This is a genomic window from Stenotrophomonas sp. VV52 (assembly GCF_002893095.1).
In the GTDB taxonomy this organism is placed as follows: Bacteria; Pseudomonadota; Gammaproteobacteria; order Xanthomonadales; family Xanthomonadaceae; genus Stenotrophomonas; species Stenotrophomonas aracearum.
In genome coordinates this window covers 151,107-166,186 of record NZ_PKQQ01000010.1, presented here as the reverse complement: position 1 = coordinate 166,186, position 15,080 = coordinate 151,107, and the positions used below count along the sequence as shown (strand labels likewise).

The following is a 15,080-nucleotide window of genomic DNA, read 5'->3' as shown; positions in this document are numbered from 1 at the left end:
GCAATCGTTTAGCGCCCCAAGTTGATGCTCAACCCGAAGCCGGCTACCGGCTTGTTGCCAGAGCCGAAGGACAGGCCCGCCGAGACGCTGACCTTTTCAGACACCCGAGCACCCCAGCCCACGGCCATTGCAGCACTGCCCCCCGAGAACCCCACGCCCACGTTCAGGTTCACCTGTCCAACGGCCGTGCCCCCGTTCTGGGCCGCAGCGGTGGCCATCTGGCTCATCGCGCCGAGTTGGGCGCTCAAACCGTTGATCCGGCGATCCTGGTGCCGCAAACGGCGGTCGGTGTCGGTCCAGCGGTCATCCCAGACCTGCTGCATTTCATAGACCTGCCCACCGTTCACGGCGTCCGTGGAGCCCTGTTCGATGCGCCCCGGAGCCACGCTGGTCACGCGCTGATTGCCCGCGTTGACGCCCGCGGTGGTCACCGAAGGGCCGCCTTGGACGGTCACGCCCTGGGCGTTGACCGTGGTCTTGCCGACCTGGACAGAGCCTTGGTCGGACAACTGCACGTTGTCACTGACCGCCACGGTTTGGGTGCCGTCTTCGTCGGTAGTGACTACGACGTTGGCACCTGCCTTTACATCAGAGCCGCCCACACCATCCTTTCCTGCGGGGCCTTGAGGCCCCTGAGGGCCCTGCGGACCAGCGCTGCCACCCGGATTTTGCGAGAGATTGGCGATCCTGCCATCCAGGTCATACATGGCCTCAGCGACGTTGGTGTAGGTTGCGCCGCTGAGGAACTGGAAGAGGGGTTTCACGAGTTGACCGCTGACGATGTCAGCACCCGCGCCCAGCGTCCTCACGGCGGCGGCGACCTGCCTCACGTTCGCTGCATCGGTGTAGTTGCGCCCGTCGCCAACATTGGTCACACGGCGCTCGTTGTTCGTTATTCCGACGCTGAACTCGTCTGATTCGAAGCACTGGGAACCAGCGCCGAGTGCAACGCACCCGTCCGCAAAGCCACGTGCCGAGGTGCCGCCAACGACCTGGTTGTTTCCCGTGACTTCAACGCTGTTGCCCATGGTCACGTTGTTGTTGCCACTGATACTGCCACCGGTGCCCATGTGTGCGTTGTTGTCACCAATAACCTGTCCTCCCCACCCCGTGATGGCGTTTCCGCTCCCTTTCGTGGTGACCAGGATCCCCGTGAGCAGGTTCTGGTTGCCCTCGATTTCGTTGCCCGTCCCGATGGTCGCGTTTGTGGAGCCCGTCGTCGTGTTGTTCTGGCCAAGCTGGGTGTTGCTCTCACCCTCAACCGTATTGCCGCGTCCGACTTGCAGTGATCCTGAGGCAAGGCCGGGGGTGGGGGAGGATTGAGAGTTGTTGTTTCCGAAAACGATACCTGCCGTATCAATCGCATTGTTGCTGCCCATCACAGTGAAAGCCGAAAGGAGCTCTGCGGCCGAATGCGTGGTGTTGTTCGTTCCCACCAGAACACCATTCAATAAATGCTTGTTGGTGATGGACTCGTTTCCGTCACCGGCGATATAAGTATTCTGAGCCGTTTGAGCAGCCGCTGGGGTGCTGGGGATTGCAACGACAGCGAGACCGACCAGTGCCGTTAAGATGGATGCGCGAAGTGAAGACATGAAAACCCTCCCGAGTATGGATTGATACTTCATCCATAGCAGGCGATTTCATTTCCGCAAGTCGATCAGGTGATCTTTTTCAAGGTGTTAGGGAAAGTTGCAAAACAAACCCGCGCCGGGAGCGTCCAGTTCCAGGCCATCCGGTTTTCATTGCCCCAAGCCAAGCACGCCGTTTCCATTCCCGCAGGGCACCAAGCCGGCGCCAGCGCCCGGGCCAGCACTTCCGAAGAGGGCTCCCCGGTCACCGAAGGAAACGCGCCCGGTTTGCGCCCCTGGCGGTAGGCCCACTTGGCCTGGCCACACTCTTGCTTGAGCTCCACGTGGGGATAGTCTCTCGGGCTGGTCCACCGGCCGCCCCAGTTCAGCCCCACGATCTCCGCCAGCTCTCCAAAGCGTTGATAGCCGGCCATTACATGGGCATCGCCCAGGTTCCAGCTGGGCTCCCCGTTGACGAACACAGCGGCATCCAAGGCCAGCCCGAAGTTGTGGCAGCTGGAGAACGCCCCAACGCTGGTCACGCCGGACCCGGAGGCAAGCAGGGCCGCCTGTCGCTCGGGGCTTCGATACCCTTCCACGGGCCGCACATCAAACCCTTCCGCGGCCAGCTGGGCCTGGACAGCTTCCACCTTTTCCCGCAGCGCTGGGGAAACCCCTTTCCACACCCTCTCGCTTTTCGGGTGGAAGAAACGGTAAATGGCACCGTGCGGCTTTGGGGCTTGGTAAACCCGAGGCGGGGTGGGCTTGGGGTTGGGTTGAACGGTCGAACACCCGGCCAAGGCCAGGCAAGCCAGAACGGCGGCAATGGTAAAACGGGGCTGCATGCTTTCCTCCCAGAAAGATCAATGGATGCTTTCAGGAGTAGTGGATTTTCAGGAAAGCGCAAGTGAGCTAAAAAAGCCCCCGAACAACCGGGGGAGGAGGCCTGCAGCTCGGGGGCTTAATGGAACAGGGAAAAGGAGTAAGAAACCCCGTCCCGTTGCAAGCCATAGCACACGCAAAGGCGAAGTCAACTGCCGTTTTTCTTCCCTGTCTTTTTTAGGTAGTCCCGCTGGGCTTTTGCAGCCGCTGCTTTCGTGACCTCAAAAAGCTCGCCCAGGTCTTGCATATCGGGGTTGTAGTAGCGGGTCAGCATCTGGGTGGTCTTGTGCCCAGAGAGCTGCATAGCCTGGTGTATGGGCAACAAGTTGGCCAGCTCGGTGATGCGGGTGTGGCGCAGGTCGTGCAGGGTGGCGTCGGTCACCCCCGCTTGTTCGCGGGCGCGTCCCCAGGCCTGGGTGAGCGTGTCCGCTGCAATCGACGTCTTGCCCTCGTCCAAGCTGAAGACAAAACCGGAGCTGGGGCGCACGGCGGGCGGGTTCTTGGGGGAGGGCGGGATGCGATCCTTGCGCAGCTTGGCGGCGTGGAGCTCTTGGGTCAGGGTGTCCAGCACTGCGACGGCCTCGGATGTGAGGAAGATGGTCCGATGGATGGGCTTGCCGCCCTTGGGGTTCTTGGTGTCGCGGAATGTGGCCTCGGGACGCTGCTTGCTGTAGTCCAAATCCTCCCAGCGTAGATTGATGGCTTCGCTGCGGCGGGCCGCGGTCCAGCGCAGGAAGGCAATGGCAGCACGGGTGGATGGGGACATGGGGGCGAGGGCGGTCAGGATGTCCGCCCACTCCTTATCAGTGACCACCCGCTCGCGCTCGTTCCTCACCTTGGGCTTGAGCGTGGCGTGGATGGGGTTGTCCATCTTGAAGCCCCAGCGCTTGATCGCTGCCGTGAAGACGCTGGAGAGAACGGCGAGTTGGCGAGTGATGGTGGCCGGGGCGAGGTAGTAGTCATCTTCCAACGACTGGGCCATGCCGCCGTTGGCGAGGCCGAAGTCCTGGGGCGTGAGCTTGTCCACCGGCTTGCTGAAGGTGGCGGGGAAGCGCTTGGCGAGCAGGCGCAAGAGGCGCGCATCGTTGTCCCCCGACTTCTTCTTGTCATCCTTGGCTTTGAGTGAGAGCACCTCGGCGATGTAGCGCTCGATCCAGACCCCCAGGCTCTGGCTGCTCATCAGGTTGGAGGCGGGTTGCTTCTCTTCGTGGAGCGCGGCGCGCTCTGCAGAAGCGAACGCCTCGGCCTGGGCGAGGGCCTTGGCTCGGGTCGCTTCGCTGTAAGGGAAAGTGCGGTTGATGGCGTGCAGGTTGCCCGCTGCATCCTTGCGCTTGATCTTCACTTGGAACGCCGAACCGCGGTCGTAGACGCCCTTTGTGCGGGCGGTTTTTTGGGGACGGGCCATTCGTTCAGTCCTTGATTAGAAGAATGGATTTTCCCAAGGTTTTCCCTGGAGTGCAATAAGTCATTGTTTCTTAAATGACTAGGATGAGAATCGTTCGCATTCGTAATGCGTAGGTCGCAGGTTCGATTCCTGTTGCCGGCATCAGTTGCAGCAAAAAGCCCCGGCCTTGGTCGGGGCCTATTGCTTGTGCGGCGTGGCCGCCATTCGTCTCGGCTGCCGCGGGCACCGCCCTTCAAGTGCCGCGCCTGGTGCATCATGGGCCCCCGTCCAGACGTCTTCCAGGTTTCCCCCATGCGTCCCGAAGAACTCCTGCCCGACAACACGAACGAAACCGAACGCGGCGGCGTAGTGATCCGCAAAGGCACCGTGGGTGCTTTCCTCGCCTCGGCGCAGGTGTGGCGCGACCCTGCCGCCAGCGCAGATGCCAGAGCCACGGCAGAAGCGGACATGGTGTCAGTTCTGCCAGCGATGCAGGCATTTGGTCTGTTCGAGGTGTTCGAGGTGCGAGACCCGGCGCTCAAGGCGTTGGTGGCCAGGCATCTTCCGTAGCCTCAGGGCTGCTGTTTCCACCAATCTTTTCGGCCTCTGCCGGTCCGTCGCGCGCGCTCCTTTCGCTGCGCCTCCTGCTGTTCCTCAGGAGATCGGCGGTCAGGTCCGAAGCACATGTGATTGAACATGCCGGCGCGCTCTGCGCGCCCGTGAGTAGTGGCGTCGTGGTGGGTTGTCGTCATCAGCACAGGCTAATGGCGGTCGGTGTCACTGGTTGAGACGAAGCGACACCACCTCGAATAGCGCTGGTCTCCGCGATCACGGCTCGAGACCGCGTGGCCGGAGTGTTGGTTCCAGGCCGGACCGTTCCCAAGCGGTCAAAGGGTCTGTAAGGTTGGGATCTACTTCAAAGGAACTGAACCACACATGGGAAGCTTCTCAATCTGGCATTGGCTGATCGTGCTCGTCATGCTGGCGCTGCCGGTTGCAGCCGTCGTTGCAGTTGTTCTCTTCCTGAATTTCCGCCGCCGCGCAGGCAAGTGATGGAGGAGGAGGGCGTCAACTTTTGACGCGTCCACCGAACCGCCAGTTGATCGTCACCGTTCTCTGCGCCAGCCCGAACAGAAGCTGGCGCAGATAACCGCCCATTGCACCTGCCGTCAGGCCGGCCATTGCACGGCGCGCCGGATCAAGCGCTCGCTGGGAGTGGTCCGCAACCCAGGGCAGGGTGGCCAGCAGTTGGCTGCCCAGCAGCAGGGCCAAAACATCCAGCCCCACCATATCCACGAGCGCAGCCAGCGGCGCCAGCTCGGGATTGCAAGCCAGCAGCAGTACCAGAACCACGGTGGAAACCGCCAGCACCCGGCGACCGGTCGTGCTGGCGGTAATGCTGCGCAGAAAGGAGGGCAGGGGCACGGAGCTTACTCGCGTGGGGTCTGTCTCCGATCATGGGGCCGTCAGCAGCCGGGTTCAACGCCCCCCTGAGGTGGCGTCGGCGATTTTCTGCAACGCGTGGTCCAGGATAAAGGACGCCGCCTTCTGGCGCGGCTGGAACTCCTTGAAAGAGTCCAGGAAGGACTGCACCACCCCCATGCCCAGGTGATCTGCAGCATGTGGTCGATGAATCAGTCGTAGCAGGTGTTGGATGTAACGCGCGCAGCGCGACGAGGTTGCCGTCGTCGTCGAAGTGGACCAGCCCCGTCGTTACAGCGCATGCCTTCATGGGTAAGCCGGTTGATGTTGGGCATGCGGCTTTTCCGGAGGCGGCCTGAATGGGTTAACGTCTTGGCATGCCTCCGCCAGGACTCGCCATGAAGACTGCAGTTTTCAGTGCTCGCCCCTACGACCGTCATTTTCTGGAGGCCGCCAACCAGCAGGGTGGTACGGCAGATGCCTTCACGTTTGAATACTTCGATGTGGGCCTGGACCTGGCGACCGCGACGCTGGCACAGGATTGCCAGGCGGTGTGTGTATTCGTCAACGACCGCCTGGACGCGCCGGTGCTACGCGCCCTGCATGCTTTGGGCGTGCGTGCGGTACTGCTGCGCTGTGCGGGCTTCAACAACGTAGACATCGCAGCAGCTGAGCAGCTGGGCCTGTTCGTCGCGCGCGTGCCGGCGTACTCGCCTGAGGCGGTGGCGGAGCATGCACTGGCGCTGATCATGACGCTCAACCGGCATACCCATCGGGCCTACAACCGGGTGCGCGAAGGCAACTTCATGCTGGACGGGCTGCTTGGGCGCACCCTGCATGGCAGGACCGTGGGCATCGTGGGTACCGGCAAAATCGGTCTGGCCACCGCGCGCATCATGAAGGGCATGGGCTGCACTGTGCTGGGGTTTGATCCATACCGATCGCCTGCGTTTGCAGAAATTGGGGAGGCGGTGGCGCTGGACGAGCTTCTGACCCGTTCGGACATCGTGTCGCTGCATTGCCCGCTCACGCCGGACACGCATCACCTCATCAATGAGGAGTCGCTGGGGCGGATGAAGCCCGGCGCGATGTTGGTAAATACCTCGCGCGGTGGACTGGTGAATACCGATGCGGTGGTGCGCGCATTGAAGTCGCGCCACCTCGGCCACCTGGCCATTGATGTGTATGAGCAGGAAAGCGCACTGTTCTTCCAGGACCTCTCTGGGGAGATCATCGACGATGACTTGTTCCAGCGCCTGATGACGTTCCCGAACGTGCTGGTGACCGGTCACCAGGGGTTCTTCACGGTCGAGGCGCTGCAGGAGATCTGCAGCATCACCTTGGGCAATCTGTCCGACTTCGCCAACGGGGTGGAGTGCAGGAACAGAGTGGCGGCTGCTTAGGCAGCATTGAACTTCACGCTTTTAGACCGTCGATTTCCAGTTGGAACGCGTTGGATAGACGCGCTCAATTTCCACGAAGTGACCGTCTCGCGAATACAAAAGGACGAATTTGCCATCCCGGGTGGTGTAGACGTAGGAACCGGGCTCTGGCCCGCGCTCGAACGTGGCCAGCCCATCCAGCCCGTCGCCCTCGCGCTCAATGCCTTCATCGCGAGATACTGCCGCCGCCAGGATGTGCGGGTCCGTTCTGGCTATCGCCAAAAGCAGTGCCTTTTCCAACACTTGCTCGCGATCCTCCAGCGCAGTCGGCTTCCAGATTACCGTCACTCAGTCTTGTCCTTATTGCCCGCCAAGGCGGCGTCCAGCCGTGCCTGCAGGCCGGCTTTAACCTGGTCCATGTGCCGCGCAGCTTCTTCGCTCGACAGGGCCGGACGTGGATCGGCACGTGCTTCCTGGACGCCTTGGCGCAGAAATTCGGTGTATGCCGCATCTTCGCGGGCCCGCTTGAGGGCGGCGGTGCGATCGGGTCGGCGGCGGCGCTTCTCCGGATCATCCGAATAGCCACTGGCATCCACTTGGTAGTGGCTGATTCCCAGCTCGCTACGCAGCACCCGCACAGCGGCATCCAGCCCAGCGAACAGGCGCGTGACGCCAGCCTTTGTGGCCAAGGCGCGCTCGGCCGCACCAACCTTGAACATGACCGAATAGCCCCCGGGCTGGCCAACCAGAACGGTGTCACGAACACTGCCAGCGGCGGCGAGCTCACGGGCGGTGGCAAGTTGTACTGTCTGCGCCATTTTCGGCTCCCATGTAATCATTACGCAGGAATCATACATAGGTTATCCGTGAAGTGCGCATTGAGTGGACGACTTGGGTGAGGACCGCTTAGGCAGCTTTGGCCTCCCGATCTTCCACGCCGGTGTAGCGGACGACGGGCTTTTCGGGCTCGCCATTCACGAGGCCGAGGGGCTCGCCGTTCCACAGCGGTGTGATGACGATCCTGCCCTGGAAAGCTTCTATCCGCACCTGCGCGCCGACGGTGAAGCCGAAGGTCCGCATCCAAGCGCCGCTCAGGGTGATCAGGGGGAGGGGGCCGAACTTGTCGCGGCAGTGCTCGTCGATCTGCGGCATGGCGCGGATGTTGTGGGCGTAGCGGGGCCGGTAGCGGGGCAGGAGTGGCAGCGGCGGGGTGGGCGGTTCCAGGGGCGACTGGTCTGGAGCGAGGGTCATGTGTTTGCCTCCATCAAGGAAATGGCCCTCGCCGGTTAGGGCGAGGGCGTCGGGAGGTCAAAACCGCGGAATGCCAGACGGCGGGCGTATTCCCCCGTGGAGGGTCTTGTATTAGCCGCCCTCCCGACATGGGACATCCAGTATTTCGGCATTCAGAGTTTTGAGCTCCGGGGGCGACCTTGGGCGCATCCCGGAATCGAGGCAAGATGATTGTTTCTGTTGAATTTTCGATTTCGATAGGCTGTGCCTACTGATTGACGTGACTGACCCGTGCAGCGCGTGAAATGGTGCTGTGGGGTGTGATCGTGGGCACAATTGGGGGCGGCGACAGAGGCGATCGCGTGCGCGACAGTGGGGGAGGGGGATGTCGGGATGGGCGCGTGGGTGGTCTTGAGTGCGTCGGCGGTTCCAGCCGGGCAGAGCCCGGCTCTACCCGCGGGAGCGACGTGATCTCCGCCCGTGACGCAGTTGATGTCTATACATGTACACGCGACTTTGCCGAATTCGGCAACTGCGCGCGCCGTGCGACAACGTGTCGCAGCCATTTCCGGGCTCTTCCTGCGCCAGATCATTGTCAATGGACTTCTTAAATGGTGCATAACGGCATAAAATCAGGGGGCTGACATGTACGTCCTCCGTGCCGCCCCCTGGGACCGGTACACCTGCCTTTGGCTGGCGGGGCGCGCTTGAGATGGCATTCCCTACGCAATTGGATCGACCGATGATTCCGTTGAAACCCCTTGGGCGCTGGTTGCGCCCGGGCCTGCTGCTGGCGTTGTCCGTGTTCCTGACGGGCTGCAGTTCGGCCATTCTCGACCCGAAGGGCCAGATCGGCCATGACCAGAAGACGCTGCTGATCACGGCTACCGTGCTCATGCTGCTGGTGGTCGTGCCGGTCATCATCATGACCCTCACCTTCGCCTGGAAGTACCGTGCCTCGAACACCAAGGCCCGTTACGAGCCGAAGTGGTCGCATTCCACCGCCATCGAAGTGGTGGTGTGGTCGATCCCCTGCATGATCGTGCTGGTGCTGGCCGTGCTGACCTGGCGCTCCTCGCACTCGCTCGACCCGTACCGACCGCTCGAGTCGGAGACCAAGCCGGTCGTGATCGAAGCCATTTCGCTGGACTGGAAGTGGTTGTTCATCTATCCGGAAGAGAACATCGCGACGGTCAACGAGATCACCTTCCCGGTCGATACCCCGCTGAACTTCAAGATCACGTCCGATTCGGTGATGAATGCGTTCTTCATCCCGCAGCTGGGCACGATGATCTACTCGATGACCGGCATGGAGACCAAGCTCCATCTGATCGCCAACGAGATCGGTGAGTTCCCGGGCATGTCCTCGCACTACAGCGGCGCGGGCTTCAGCAAGATGCACTTCACGGCGCATTCGGTGACCAACGAGCAGTACCAGCAGTGGCTGGCCAAGGTGCGCGCCGAGTCCAGCACGCTGAACAAGGAAGCGTTCGCCGCCCTGGTGGCCGACCGCAACCACGACTGGCACCCGGTGACCTATTTCGGCAGCAGCGAAGCCGGCCTGTTCGACTGGGTCATCGCCAAGCACATGGGCAACAACCAGCACTACGGCATGAACCACACGGGCATGTCGCACGGCGCTGCGGGCGAAAGCCACGAGGGCCATGAGATGCCGGCCGGTGACCATGAAGGCCACGACGCAGCAATGGCTCCGGCCGGCGCTTCGGCGGCCGACCATGCCGAACACACTGCAGACGAGCACGCCGCCGCCGGTCACGCCGGCCACGCGGGCTCGGGAGAATAAGCATGAATCTGTTGGGTAAACTGACATTCGCTGACATCCCGCACGACCCGATCATCATGACCACGCTGGTAGGCGCGGGCATCGGTGGTCTGCTCCTGCTGGCGGTCATCACCAAGTTCAAGCTGTGGGGCTATCTCTGGAAAGAGTGGTTCACCTCGGTCGACCACAAGAAGATCGGCGTGATGTACCTCATCGTCGCCTTCGTCATGCTGCTGCGCGGCTTTGCCGACGCCATCATGATGCGTGCCCAGCAGGCCATCGCCGCCAATGGCGCCGAGGGCTTCCTGCCGCCGCACCACTACGACCAGATCTTCACCGCCCACGGCGTGATCATGATCTTCTTCGTGGCGATGCCGCTGATCACCGGCCTGATGAACGTCGTGGTGCCGCTGCAGATCGGCGCACGCGACGTGGCCTTCCCGTTCGTCAACTCGCTCAGCTTCTGGCTGTTCGTGGCGGGCGCGGGCCTGGTGATGATCTCGCTGGGTGTCGGTGAGTTCGCGCAGACCGGCTGGCTGGCCTTCCCGCCCTTGTCGGGCAAGGAGTACAGCCCAGGGGTCGGCGTCGACTACTACATCTGGGGCCTGCAGGTTGCAGGCCTGGGTACGACACTGAGCGGTATCAACTTCTTCATCACCATCCTGAAGATGCGTACCCCGGGCATGAAGCTGATGCACATGCCGGTGTTCACCTGGACCGCGCTGGTCACCAACGTGCTGATCATCGCCGCGTTCCCGGTGCTGACCGTCACCCTGGTGCTGCTGACCCTGGATCGTTACCTGGGCACGCACTTCTTCACCAATGACGGTGGCGGCAACGCCATGCTGTACATCAACCTGATCTGGATCTGGGGTCACCCGGAAGTCTATATCCTGGTGCTGCCGGCCTTCGGCGTGTTCTCGGAAGTGATCGCGACCTACTCGCGCAAGGCGCTGTTCGGTTACAAGGGCATGGTGTACGCCACCGCCTGTATCGGCGTGCTGTCCTTCATCGTGTGGCTGCACCACTTCTTCACCATGGGTTCGGGTGCCAACGTCAATGCCTTCTTCGGCATCACGACGATGATCATTTCGATCCCGACCGGTGTGAAGATCTTCAACTGGCTGTTCACCATGTTCCGCGGTCGCGTGCAGTTCACCACCCCGGTGCTGTGGACGATCGGCTTCATGGTGACCTTCACCATCGGCGGCATGACCGGCGTGATGCTGGCCATTCCGGCCATCGACTTCGTGCTGCACAACAGCCTGTTCCTGATCGCGCACTTCCATAACGTGATCATCGGCGGCGTGGTGTTCGGCATGTTCGCGGGCATCACCTACTGGTGGCCGAAGATGTTCGGCTTCCGCCTCAATGAAACCTGGGGCAAGGCTGCCTTCTGGTGCTGGTTCATCGGCTTCTATGTGGCCTTCATGCCGCTGTACGTGCTCGGCTTCATGGGCATGACCCGTCGCATGCAGAGCTACCCGAACCCGGAATACCAGCCGTTCCTGATCGTGGCTGCCTTCGGTGCCGCGATCATCGGCGCTGGCATCCTGTGCCAGATCATCCAGGTGGCCGTGTCGATCCGCGACCGCAAGAAGACCGCCGACCTGACCGGCGACCCGTGGGACGCCCGTACGCTGGAGTGGGAAACCTCTTCGCCGCCGTCGTTCTACAACTTCGGCTCGCTGCCCAAGGTCACCGAACTGGACGACTTCTGGGAGCGCAAGCAGCGTGGTGAGGCGTGGGAACGCCCGGCGAAGTACACCGACATCCACATGCCGCGCAACACCGGCACCGGTGTGGTGATCGGCGCCTTCAGCCTGGTGTTCGGCTTCGCGATGATCTGGCACATCTGGTGGCTGGCCATCGTCGGCCTGGTCGGCATGATCGGCACCTTCATCTGGCGCACCTTCGACAAGGACGTGGATTACTACGTGCCGGCTGCCGAAGTGGAGCGCATCGAAACTGAGCACCGCCGTCACCTGCAGGCGCAGGGTCTGGTGAAATCGGAGTTGCAGGCATGAGCAGCACTATCGCCAACACCGTGAACCACGGGCACGCCGCGCACGCGGCGGCCCATGGCCATGACGACCACGAACACCACGACACCGGCGAGAACACCGTCTTCGGTTTCTGGGTGTACCTGATGAGCGACTGCCTCATCTTCGCCAGCCTGTTCGCGACCTATATCGTGCTGGCCGGCGGCACCAACGGTGGCCCGGGTCCGAAGGACCTGTTCGACCTGACCTTCGTAGCGTGGGAAACCACGCTGCTGCTGGTGTCCTCGCTGACCTTCGGCCTGGGCATGATCGCGCTGCACAAGCACAAGGTCGGCCAGATGTACCTGTGGCTGGGCCTGACCTGGCTGCTGGGCTTCGGCTTCATGGTCATGGAAGTGTGGGAGTTCAACCACCTCATCCATGAGGGCTTCGGTCCGGACCACAGTGCGTTCCTGTCGGCGTTCTTCGCGCTGGTGGGCACCCACGGCCTGCACGTGAGCGCCGGCCTGCTGTGGCTGCTGATCATGTTCATCCAGATCAAGCAGAACGGCCTGACCCCGACCAACAAGACCCGCATGGCGTGCCTGAGCCTGTTCTGGCACTTCCTGGACCTGATCTGGATCGGCGTGTTCTCCGTCGTCTACCTGAAGGGAGCGCTGTAATGGCACATGACAATCACGCACACGACCACGGCCACGGCGCCGCTGGCGAGAGCCACGGCAGCGTCAAGTCGTACCTGGTCGGTTTCCTGTTGGCGGCGGTGCTCACCATCATCCCGTTCTGGGCAGTGATGAAGGGCGGCCTGCCGGTGTTCACCACCGGTGTGATCATCATCGTTGCCGCGATCCTGCAGATCTTCGTGCACCTGGTGTTCTTCCTGCACCTGAACCGCTCGTCGGAACAGCGCTGGAACGTCAGTGCGGCGGCCTTCACCGTCGTGGTGATCGGCATCATCGTCGCCGGCACGCTGTGGGTCATGCACAACATGAACGTGCACATGATGCATTGACATCTTCGGATGTCGCGCAAGCAGAAAGGCCGCCCGGAAGGGCGGCCTTTTTGTTTGGATAGTGGTTCGAACCGGCCAACGCCAACATTGGAATGGCGACCCTCGGTAGGGCCGGTTCCCAAACGGCCGCCGATAACGCATCACCGTCCGGTAACGCATGACCTGTGACGGAAACGCGCCTTCGTTTGGAGGTCATGCGTCAACGGACGTGGCACCGTTATCGGCGGTCGTTTGGGAACCGACCCTACCGAAGGGCGTATCCCAGCAACACCCCGCGTCCCCGGGCGCAGGTTCCGCCACCGCATCACGCGGCGTTGCGCAGGAACTCCTCGGCGTCTACCGGCTTGCCCAGGTGATACCCCTGCAGCAGGTCGCAGCCCAGCTCGTTGAGGTACGCGCGTTGCCCGGCGGTCTCCACGCCCTCGGCCACGATCTGCAGCTGCAGCGAGCGGCCCAGTGCGACGATCGAGGAAACGATCGCCGCATCTTCGGCGTTCTCTTCCAGCTCGCGCACGAACGCGCGGTCAATCTTCAGTTCGGTGGCCGGCATGCGCTTGAGGTAGAGCAGGCTGGAATAGCCGGTACCGAAGTCGTCGATGGAGATCTTCACCCCCATCTCGGTCAGGCCATGCAGGATCTGCAGGCTCGCTTCCACGTCCTGCATCGCCGTGGTTTCGGTCACTTCCAGGGTGAGGAAATGCGGCGCCAACGCATGCTTTTCGAGCGTGGTCTTCACCGTTTCGAGCAGATTGGTCGAGGCGAACTGCAGCGGCGAAAGGTTCACCGCCATCGACCACTCCGGATGCCCGGCGTCGTGCCACTGCCGCAGCTGCGCGCAGGCCTGGTCCAGCACCCAGTCGCCCAGCTGCAGGATCAAGCCGCTGCGCTCGGCGATGGGAATGAAGGTGTCCGGGCCCAGCAAGCCCAGACCCGGATGCTGCCAGCGCACCAAGGCTTCCGCCCCGATCACGCCGCCGCCGTCGGCACGGAACTTGGGCTGGTAGTGCAGCACCATCTCCTCGCGCTGCATCGCGCGGCGCAGCTCCTGCAGCAGCTTGAGCTGGCGGTTGGCGCTGACGTGCATGGCTTCGGTGAAGAACGTATGCCCGTTCCGGCCCGAGTCCTTGGTGTGGTACATGGCCGCGTCGGCATGCGCCATCAGCTCGCGCTCGGTGGTGGCGTCGGTTGGGTACATCGCGATGCCCAGGCTGGCGGTGACCTGCAGCTCCACGCCGTCGATCTCGAACGGCTCGCCCACCGTAGCGATGATGCGCTCGGCGATTTCGGCCGCATCTTCCGGCACGTCCAGCTGGATCACGATGACGAACTCGTCGCCGCCCAGCCGCGCGAAGGTGTCGTGGCCGCGCAGCAGCCCCTTCACCCGTTCGCTGACCTGGATCAGCAGTTTGTCGCCGGTCTGGTGGCCGTAGGCGTCGTTGACCGCCTTGAATCCGTCGAGGTCGCAGAACATCACCGCGAAGCTGAAGTTGCGGCGCTTGGCCTTCTCGATGGTCTGCTCGATCCGGTCCTGCAGCAGCATGCGGTTGGGCAGCTGGGTCAGCGGGTCGTGCAGGGCGGCCTGCATGAGCTTCTCGTTGGCCTGGGCCAGCGACTCGGCCAGCATGCCGGTGCGGGTGCGCATCTGGCGGTCGAACAGCGAGGCGATCAGCGCGATGCCCAGCGTGCCCAGGGTAGTGACGATGACCAGCACCGCCAGCCATTTGGTATCCAGGCCGTCGGCGTAGACGGCGCCGCAGATGCTGCCTTCGGGGAAGTGGGCTGCGGCCATGCCGGTGTAGTGCATGCCGACGATGGCCAATCCCATCACCAGCGAGGCCAGCCCGCGCAGCAGCATCGGGCGGCGCGTTTCGGTGCGCAGGCGGAAGGCGATCCACAGGGCCGCGCCGGCCGCAACGATGGCAATCAGGAGCGAAGCGGCGAACCACCACGGGTCATACTCGATGCCCGGTTCCATGCGCATGGCGGCCATGCCGAGGTAGTGCATGCAGGCGATTCCAAGCCCCATCAACACCGCGCCTGCTATGAGCCGTGGCCACGGCAGTGCGGCGTGCGAGACCAGCCAGAGCGCGTAGGCCGAGGCGCCGACCGACGCCGCCAGCGAGTACAGGGTAATGGCCAGGTCGTAGCCGACCGGAATGGGCAGGTGGAAGGCCAGCATGCCCACGAAGTGCATGGACCAGATGCCCAGGCCCATGGCGGCGGCCCCACCGGCCAGCCACCAGCGCGCCACGCGGCCTTCGGTGCTGGCCAGGCGGCCGGCCATGTCCAGCGCCGTGTACGAGGCGAGGATTGCAACCAGCAGCGAGAAAACGACGAGACTCTGGCTGTAGGTGCCGGTCATGGAGAAGCCTGGGGGGACATGGGGAAGGAAAGGCGCGGGCGCCCGCCACGGT

14 protein-coding genes are annotated in these 15,080 nt (G+C 62.8%); 6 read left to right on the top strand and 8 right to left on the bottom strand.

The features are described from left to right. Window positions 1–8: 8 nt before the first annotated feature. From C2U58_RS16065 to C2U58_RS16055, 3 genes are all read right to left on the bottom strand, one after another. Window positions 9–1,595, bottom strand: coding sequence for a YadA-like family protein (locus tag C2U58_RS16065; RefSeq protein WP_172448165.1), 1,587 nt, complete (start codon window positions 1,593–1,595; stop codon window positions 9–11). 65 nt (window positions 1,596–1,660) lie between these two features. Continuing rightward, a complete protein-coding gene (locus C2U58_RS16060) occupies window positions 1,661–2,416 on the bottom strand; it encodes a M15 family metallopeptidase (RefSeq protein WP_102946772.1) in 756 nt (251 codons plus the stop codon). Window positions 2,417–2,601: 185 nt separating this feature from the next. After that, a complete protein-coding gene (locus C2U58_RS16055) occupies window positions 2,602–3,858 on the bottom strand; it encodes a site-specific integrase (RefSeq protein WP_102946771.1) in 1,257 nt (418 codons plus the stop codon). 291 nt (window positions 3,859–4,149) lie between these two features. Here C2U58_RS16055 and C2U58_RS16050 point away from each other — a divergent pair, with 291 nt between their 5' ends. After that, window positions 4,150–4,407 carry a hypothetical protein gene (locus C2U58_RS16050; protein ID WP_102946770.1) on the top strand — a complete coding sequence of 86 codons (258 nt, stop codon included), beginning with the start codon at window positions 4,150–4,152 and terminating at the stop codon, window positions 4,405–4,407. A gap of 498 nt (window positions 4,408–4,905) precedes the next feature. Here C2U58_RS16050 and C2U58_RS16045 read toward each other — a convergent pair whose 3' ends face one another. Then, window positions 4,906–5,262: a hypothetical protein gene (locus tag C2U58_RS16045; protein WP_102946769.1), complete on the bottom strand. Its 357-nt coding sequence runs from the start codon at window positions 5,260–5,262 to the stop codon at window positions 4,906–4,908. 395 nt (window positions 5,263–5,657) lie between these two features. Between C2U58_RS16045 and C2U58_RS16040 the strand changes: the two genes are divergently transcribed. After that, complete coding sequence (locus C2U58_RS16040; protein ID WP_102946768.1) at window positions 5,658–6,662, top strand: 2-hydroxyacid dehydrogenase; 1,005 nt, start codon at window positions 5,658–5,660, stop codon at window positions 6,660–6,662. 21 nt (window positions 6,663–6,683) lie between these two features. Here the strand turns inward: C2U58_RS16040 and C2U58_RS16035 are convergent, their stop codons facing one another. The 3 genes from C2U58_RS16035 to C2U58_RS16025 all read right to left on the bottom strand — a co-directional run bounded on the left by C2U58_RS16035 (window position 6,684) and on the right by C2U58_RS16025 (window position 7,892). Next, window positions 6,684–6,989: a plasmid stabilization protein gene (locus tag C2U58_RS16035; RefSeq protein WP_102946767.1), complete on the bottom strand. Its 306-nt coding sequence runs from the start codon at window positions 6,987–6,989 to the stop codon at window positions 6,684–6,686. After that, entirely contained in the window at window positions 6,986–7,459 is a 474-nt protein-coding gene (locus C2U58_RS16030; protein WP_216362409.1) for a hypothetical protein, read from the bottom strand. Before C2U58_RS16030 ends, C2U58_RS16035 begins: the two co-directional genes overlap by 4 nt. An 88-nt stretch (window positions 7,460–7,547) precedes the next feature. Beyond that, entirely contained in the window at window positions 7,548–7,892 is a 345-nt protein-coding gene (locus C2U58_RS16025; RefSeq protein ID WP_102946766.1) for a SymE family type I addiction module toxin, read from the bottom strand. A gap of 721 nt (window positions 7,893–8,613) precedes the next feature. On the opposite strand from C2U58_RS16025, the gene cyoA reads away from it, so the two are divergent. Genes cyoA through cyoD form a run of 4 tightly spaced genes read left to right on the top strand, consistent with a single transcriptional unit; the run spans window position 8,614 to window position 12,666 of the window. After that, window positions 8,614–9,675: a ubiquinol oxidase subunit II gene (cyoA, locus tag C2U58_RS16020; RefSeq protein WP_102946765.1), complete on the top strand. Its 1,062-nt coding sequence runs from the start codon at window positions 8,614–8,616 to the stop codon at window positions 9,673–9,675. A gap of 8 nt (window positions 9,676–9,683) precedes the next feature. Further along, complete coding sequence (gene cyoB / locus C2U58_RS16015) at window positions 9,684–11,681, top strand: cytochrome o ubiquinol oxidase subunit I (RefSeq protein ID WP_102946791.1); 1,998 nt, start codon at window positions 9,684–9,686, stop codon at window positions 11,679–11,681. Continuing rightward, on the top strand, window positions 11,678–12,319 hold the full coding sequence (gene cyoC / locus C2U58_RS16010) for a cytochrome o ubiquinol oxidase subunit III (RefSeq protein ID WP_070208362.1): 642 nt from the start codon (window positions 11,678–11,680) through the stop codon (window positions 12,317–12,319). Before cyoB ends, cyoC begins: the two co-directional genes overlap by 4 nt. Then, window positions 12,319–12,666: a cytochrome o ubiquinol oxidase subunit IV gene (gene cyoD / locus C2U58_RS16005; RefSeq protein WP_102946764.1), complete on the top strand. Its 348-nt coding sequence runs from the start codon at window positions 12,319–12,321 to the stop codon at window positions 12,664–12,666. The genes cyoC and cyoD overlap by 1 nt, the downstream gene beginning before the upstream one ends. 304 nt (window positions 12,667–12,970) lie before the next feature. Here cyoD and C2U58_RS16000 read toward each other — a convergent pair whose 3' ends face one another. Next, complete coding sequence (locus tag C2U58_RS16000) at window positions 12,971–15,028, bottom strand: bifunctional diguanylate cyclase/phosphodiesterase (RefSeq protein ID WP_102946763.1); 2,058 nt, start codon at window positions 15,026–15,028, stop codon at window positions 12,971–12,973. Window positions 15,029–15,080: the final 52 nt, after the last annotated feature.

What these genes read in the sequence shown, in the direction of transcription:
- C2U58_RS16000 (WP_102946763.1), bottom strand. Translation starts at nt 15,028, where the DNA reads ATGACCGGCACCTACAGCCAGAGTCTCGTCGTTTTCTCGCTGCTGGTT.
- C2U58_RS16055 (WP_102946771.1), bottom strand. Translation starts at nt 3,858, where the DNA reads ATGGCCCGTCCCCAAAAAACCGCCCGCACAAAGGGCGTCTACGACCGC.
- cyoA (WP_102946765.1), top strand. Translation starts at nt 8,614, where the DNA reads ATGATTCCGTTGAAACCCCTTGGGCGCTGGTTGCGCCCGGGCCTGCTG.
- C2U58_RS16050 (WP_102946770.1), top strand. Translation starts at nt 4,150, where the DNA reads ATGCGTCCCGAAGAACTCCTGCCCGACAACACGAACGAAACCGAACGC.
- cyoD (WP_102946764.1), top strand. Translation starts at nt 12,319, where the DNA reads ATGGCACATGACAATCACGCACACGACCACGGCCACGGCGCCGCTGGC.
- cyoC (WP_070208362.1), top strand. Translation starts at nt 11,678, where the DNA reads ATGAGCAGCACTATCGCCAACACCGTGAACCACGGGCACGCCGCGCAC.
- C2U58_RS16025 (WP_102946766.1), bottom strand. Translation starts at nt 7,892, where the DNA reads ATGACCCTCGCTCCAGACCAGTCGCCCCTGGAACCGCCCACCCCGCCG.
- C2U58_RS16040 (WP_102946768.1), top strand. Translation starts at nt 5,658, where the DNA reads ATGAAGACTGCAGTTTTCAGTGCTCGCCCCTACGACCGTCATTTTCTG.
- C2U58_RS16030 (WP_216362409.1), bottom strand. Translation starts at nt 7,459, where the DNA reads ATGGCGCAGACAGTACAACTTGCCACCGCCCGTGAGCTCGCCGCCGCT.
- C2U58_RS16065 (WP_172448165.1), bottom strand. Translation starts at nt 1,595, where the DNA reads ATGTCTTCACTTCGCGCATCCATCTTAACGGCACTGGTCGGTCTCGCT.
- C2U58_RS16060 (WP_102946772.1), bottom strand. Translation starts at nt 2,416, where the DNA reads ATGCAGCCCCGTTTTACCATTGCCGCCGTTCTGGCTTGCCTGGCCTTG.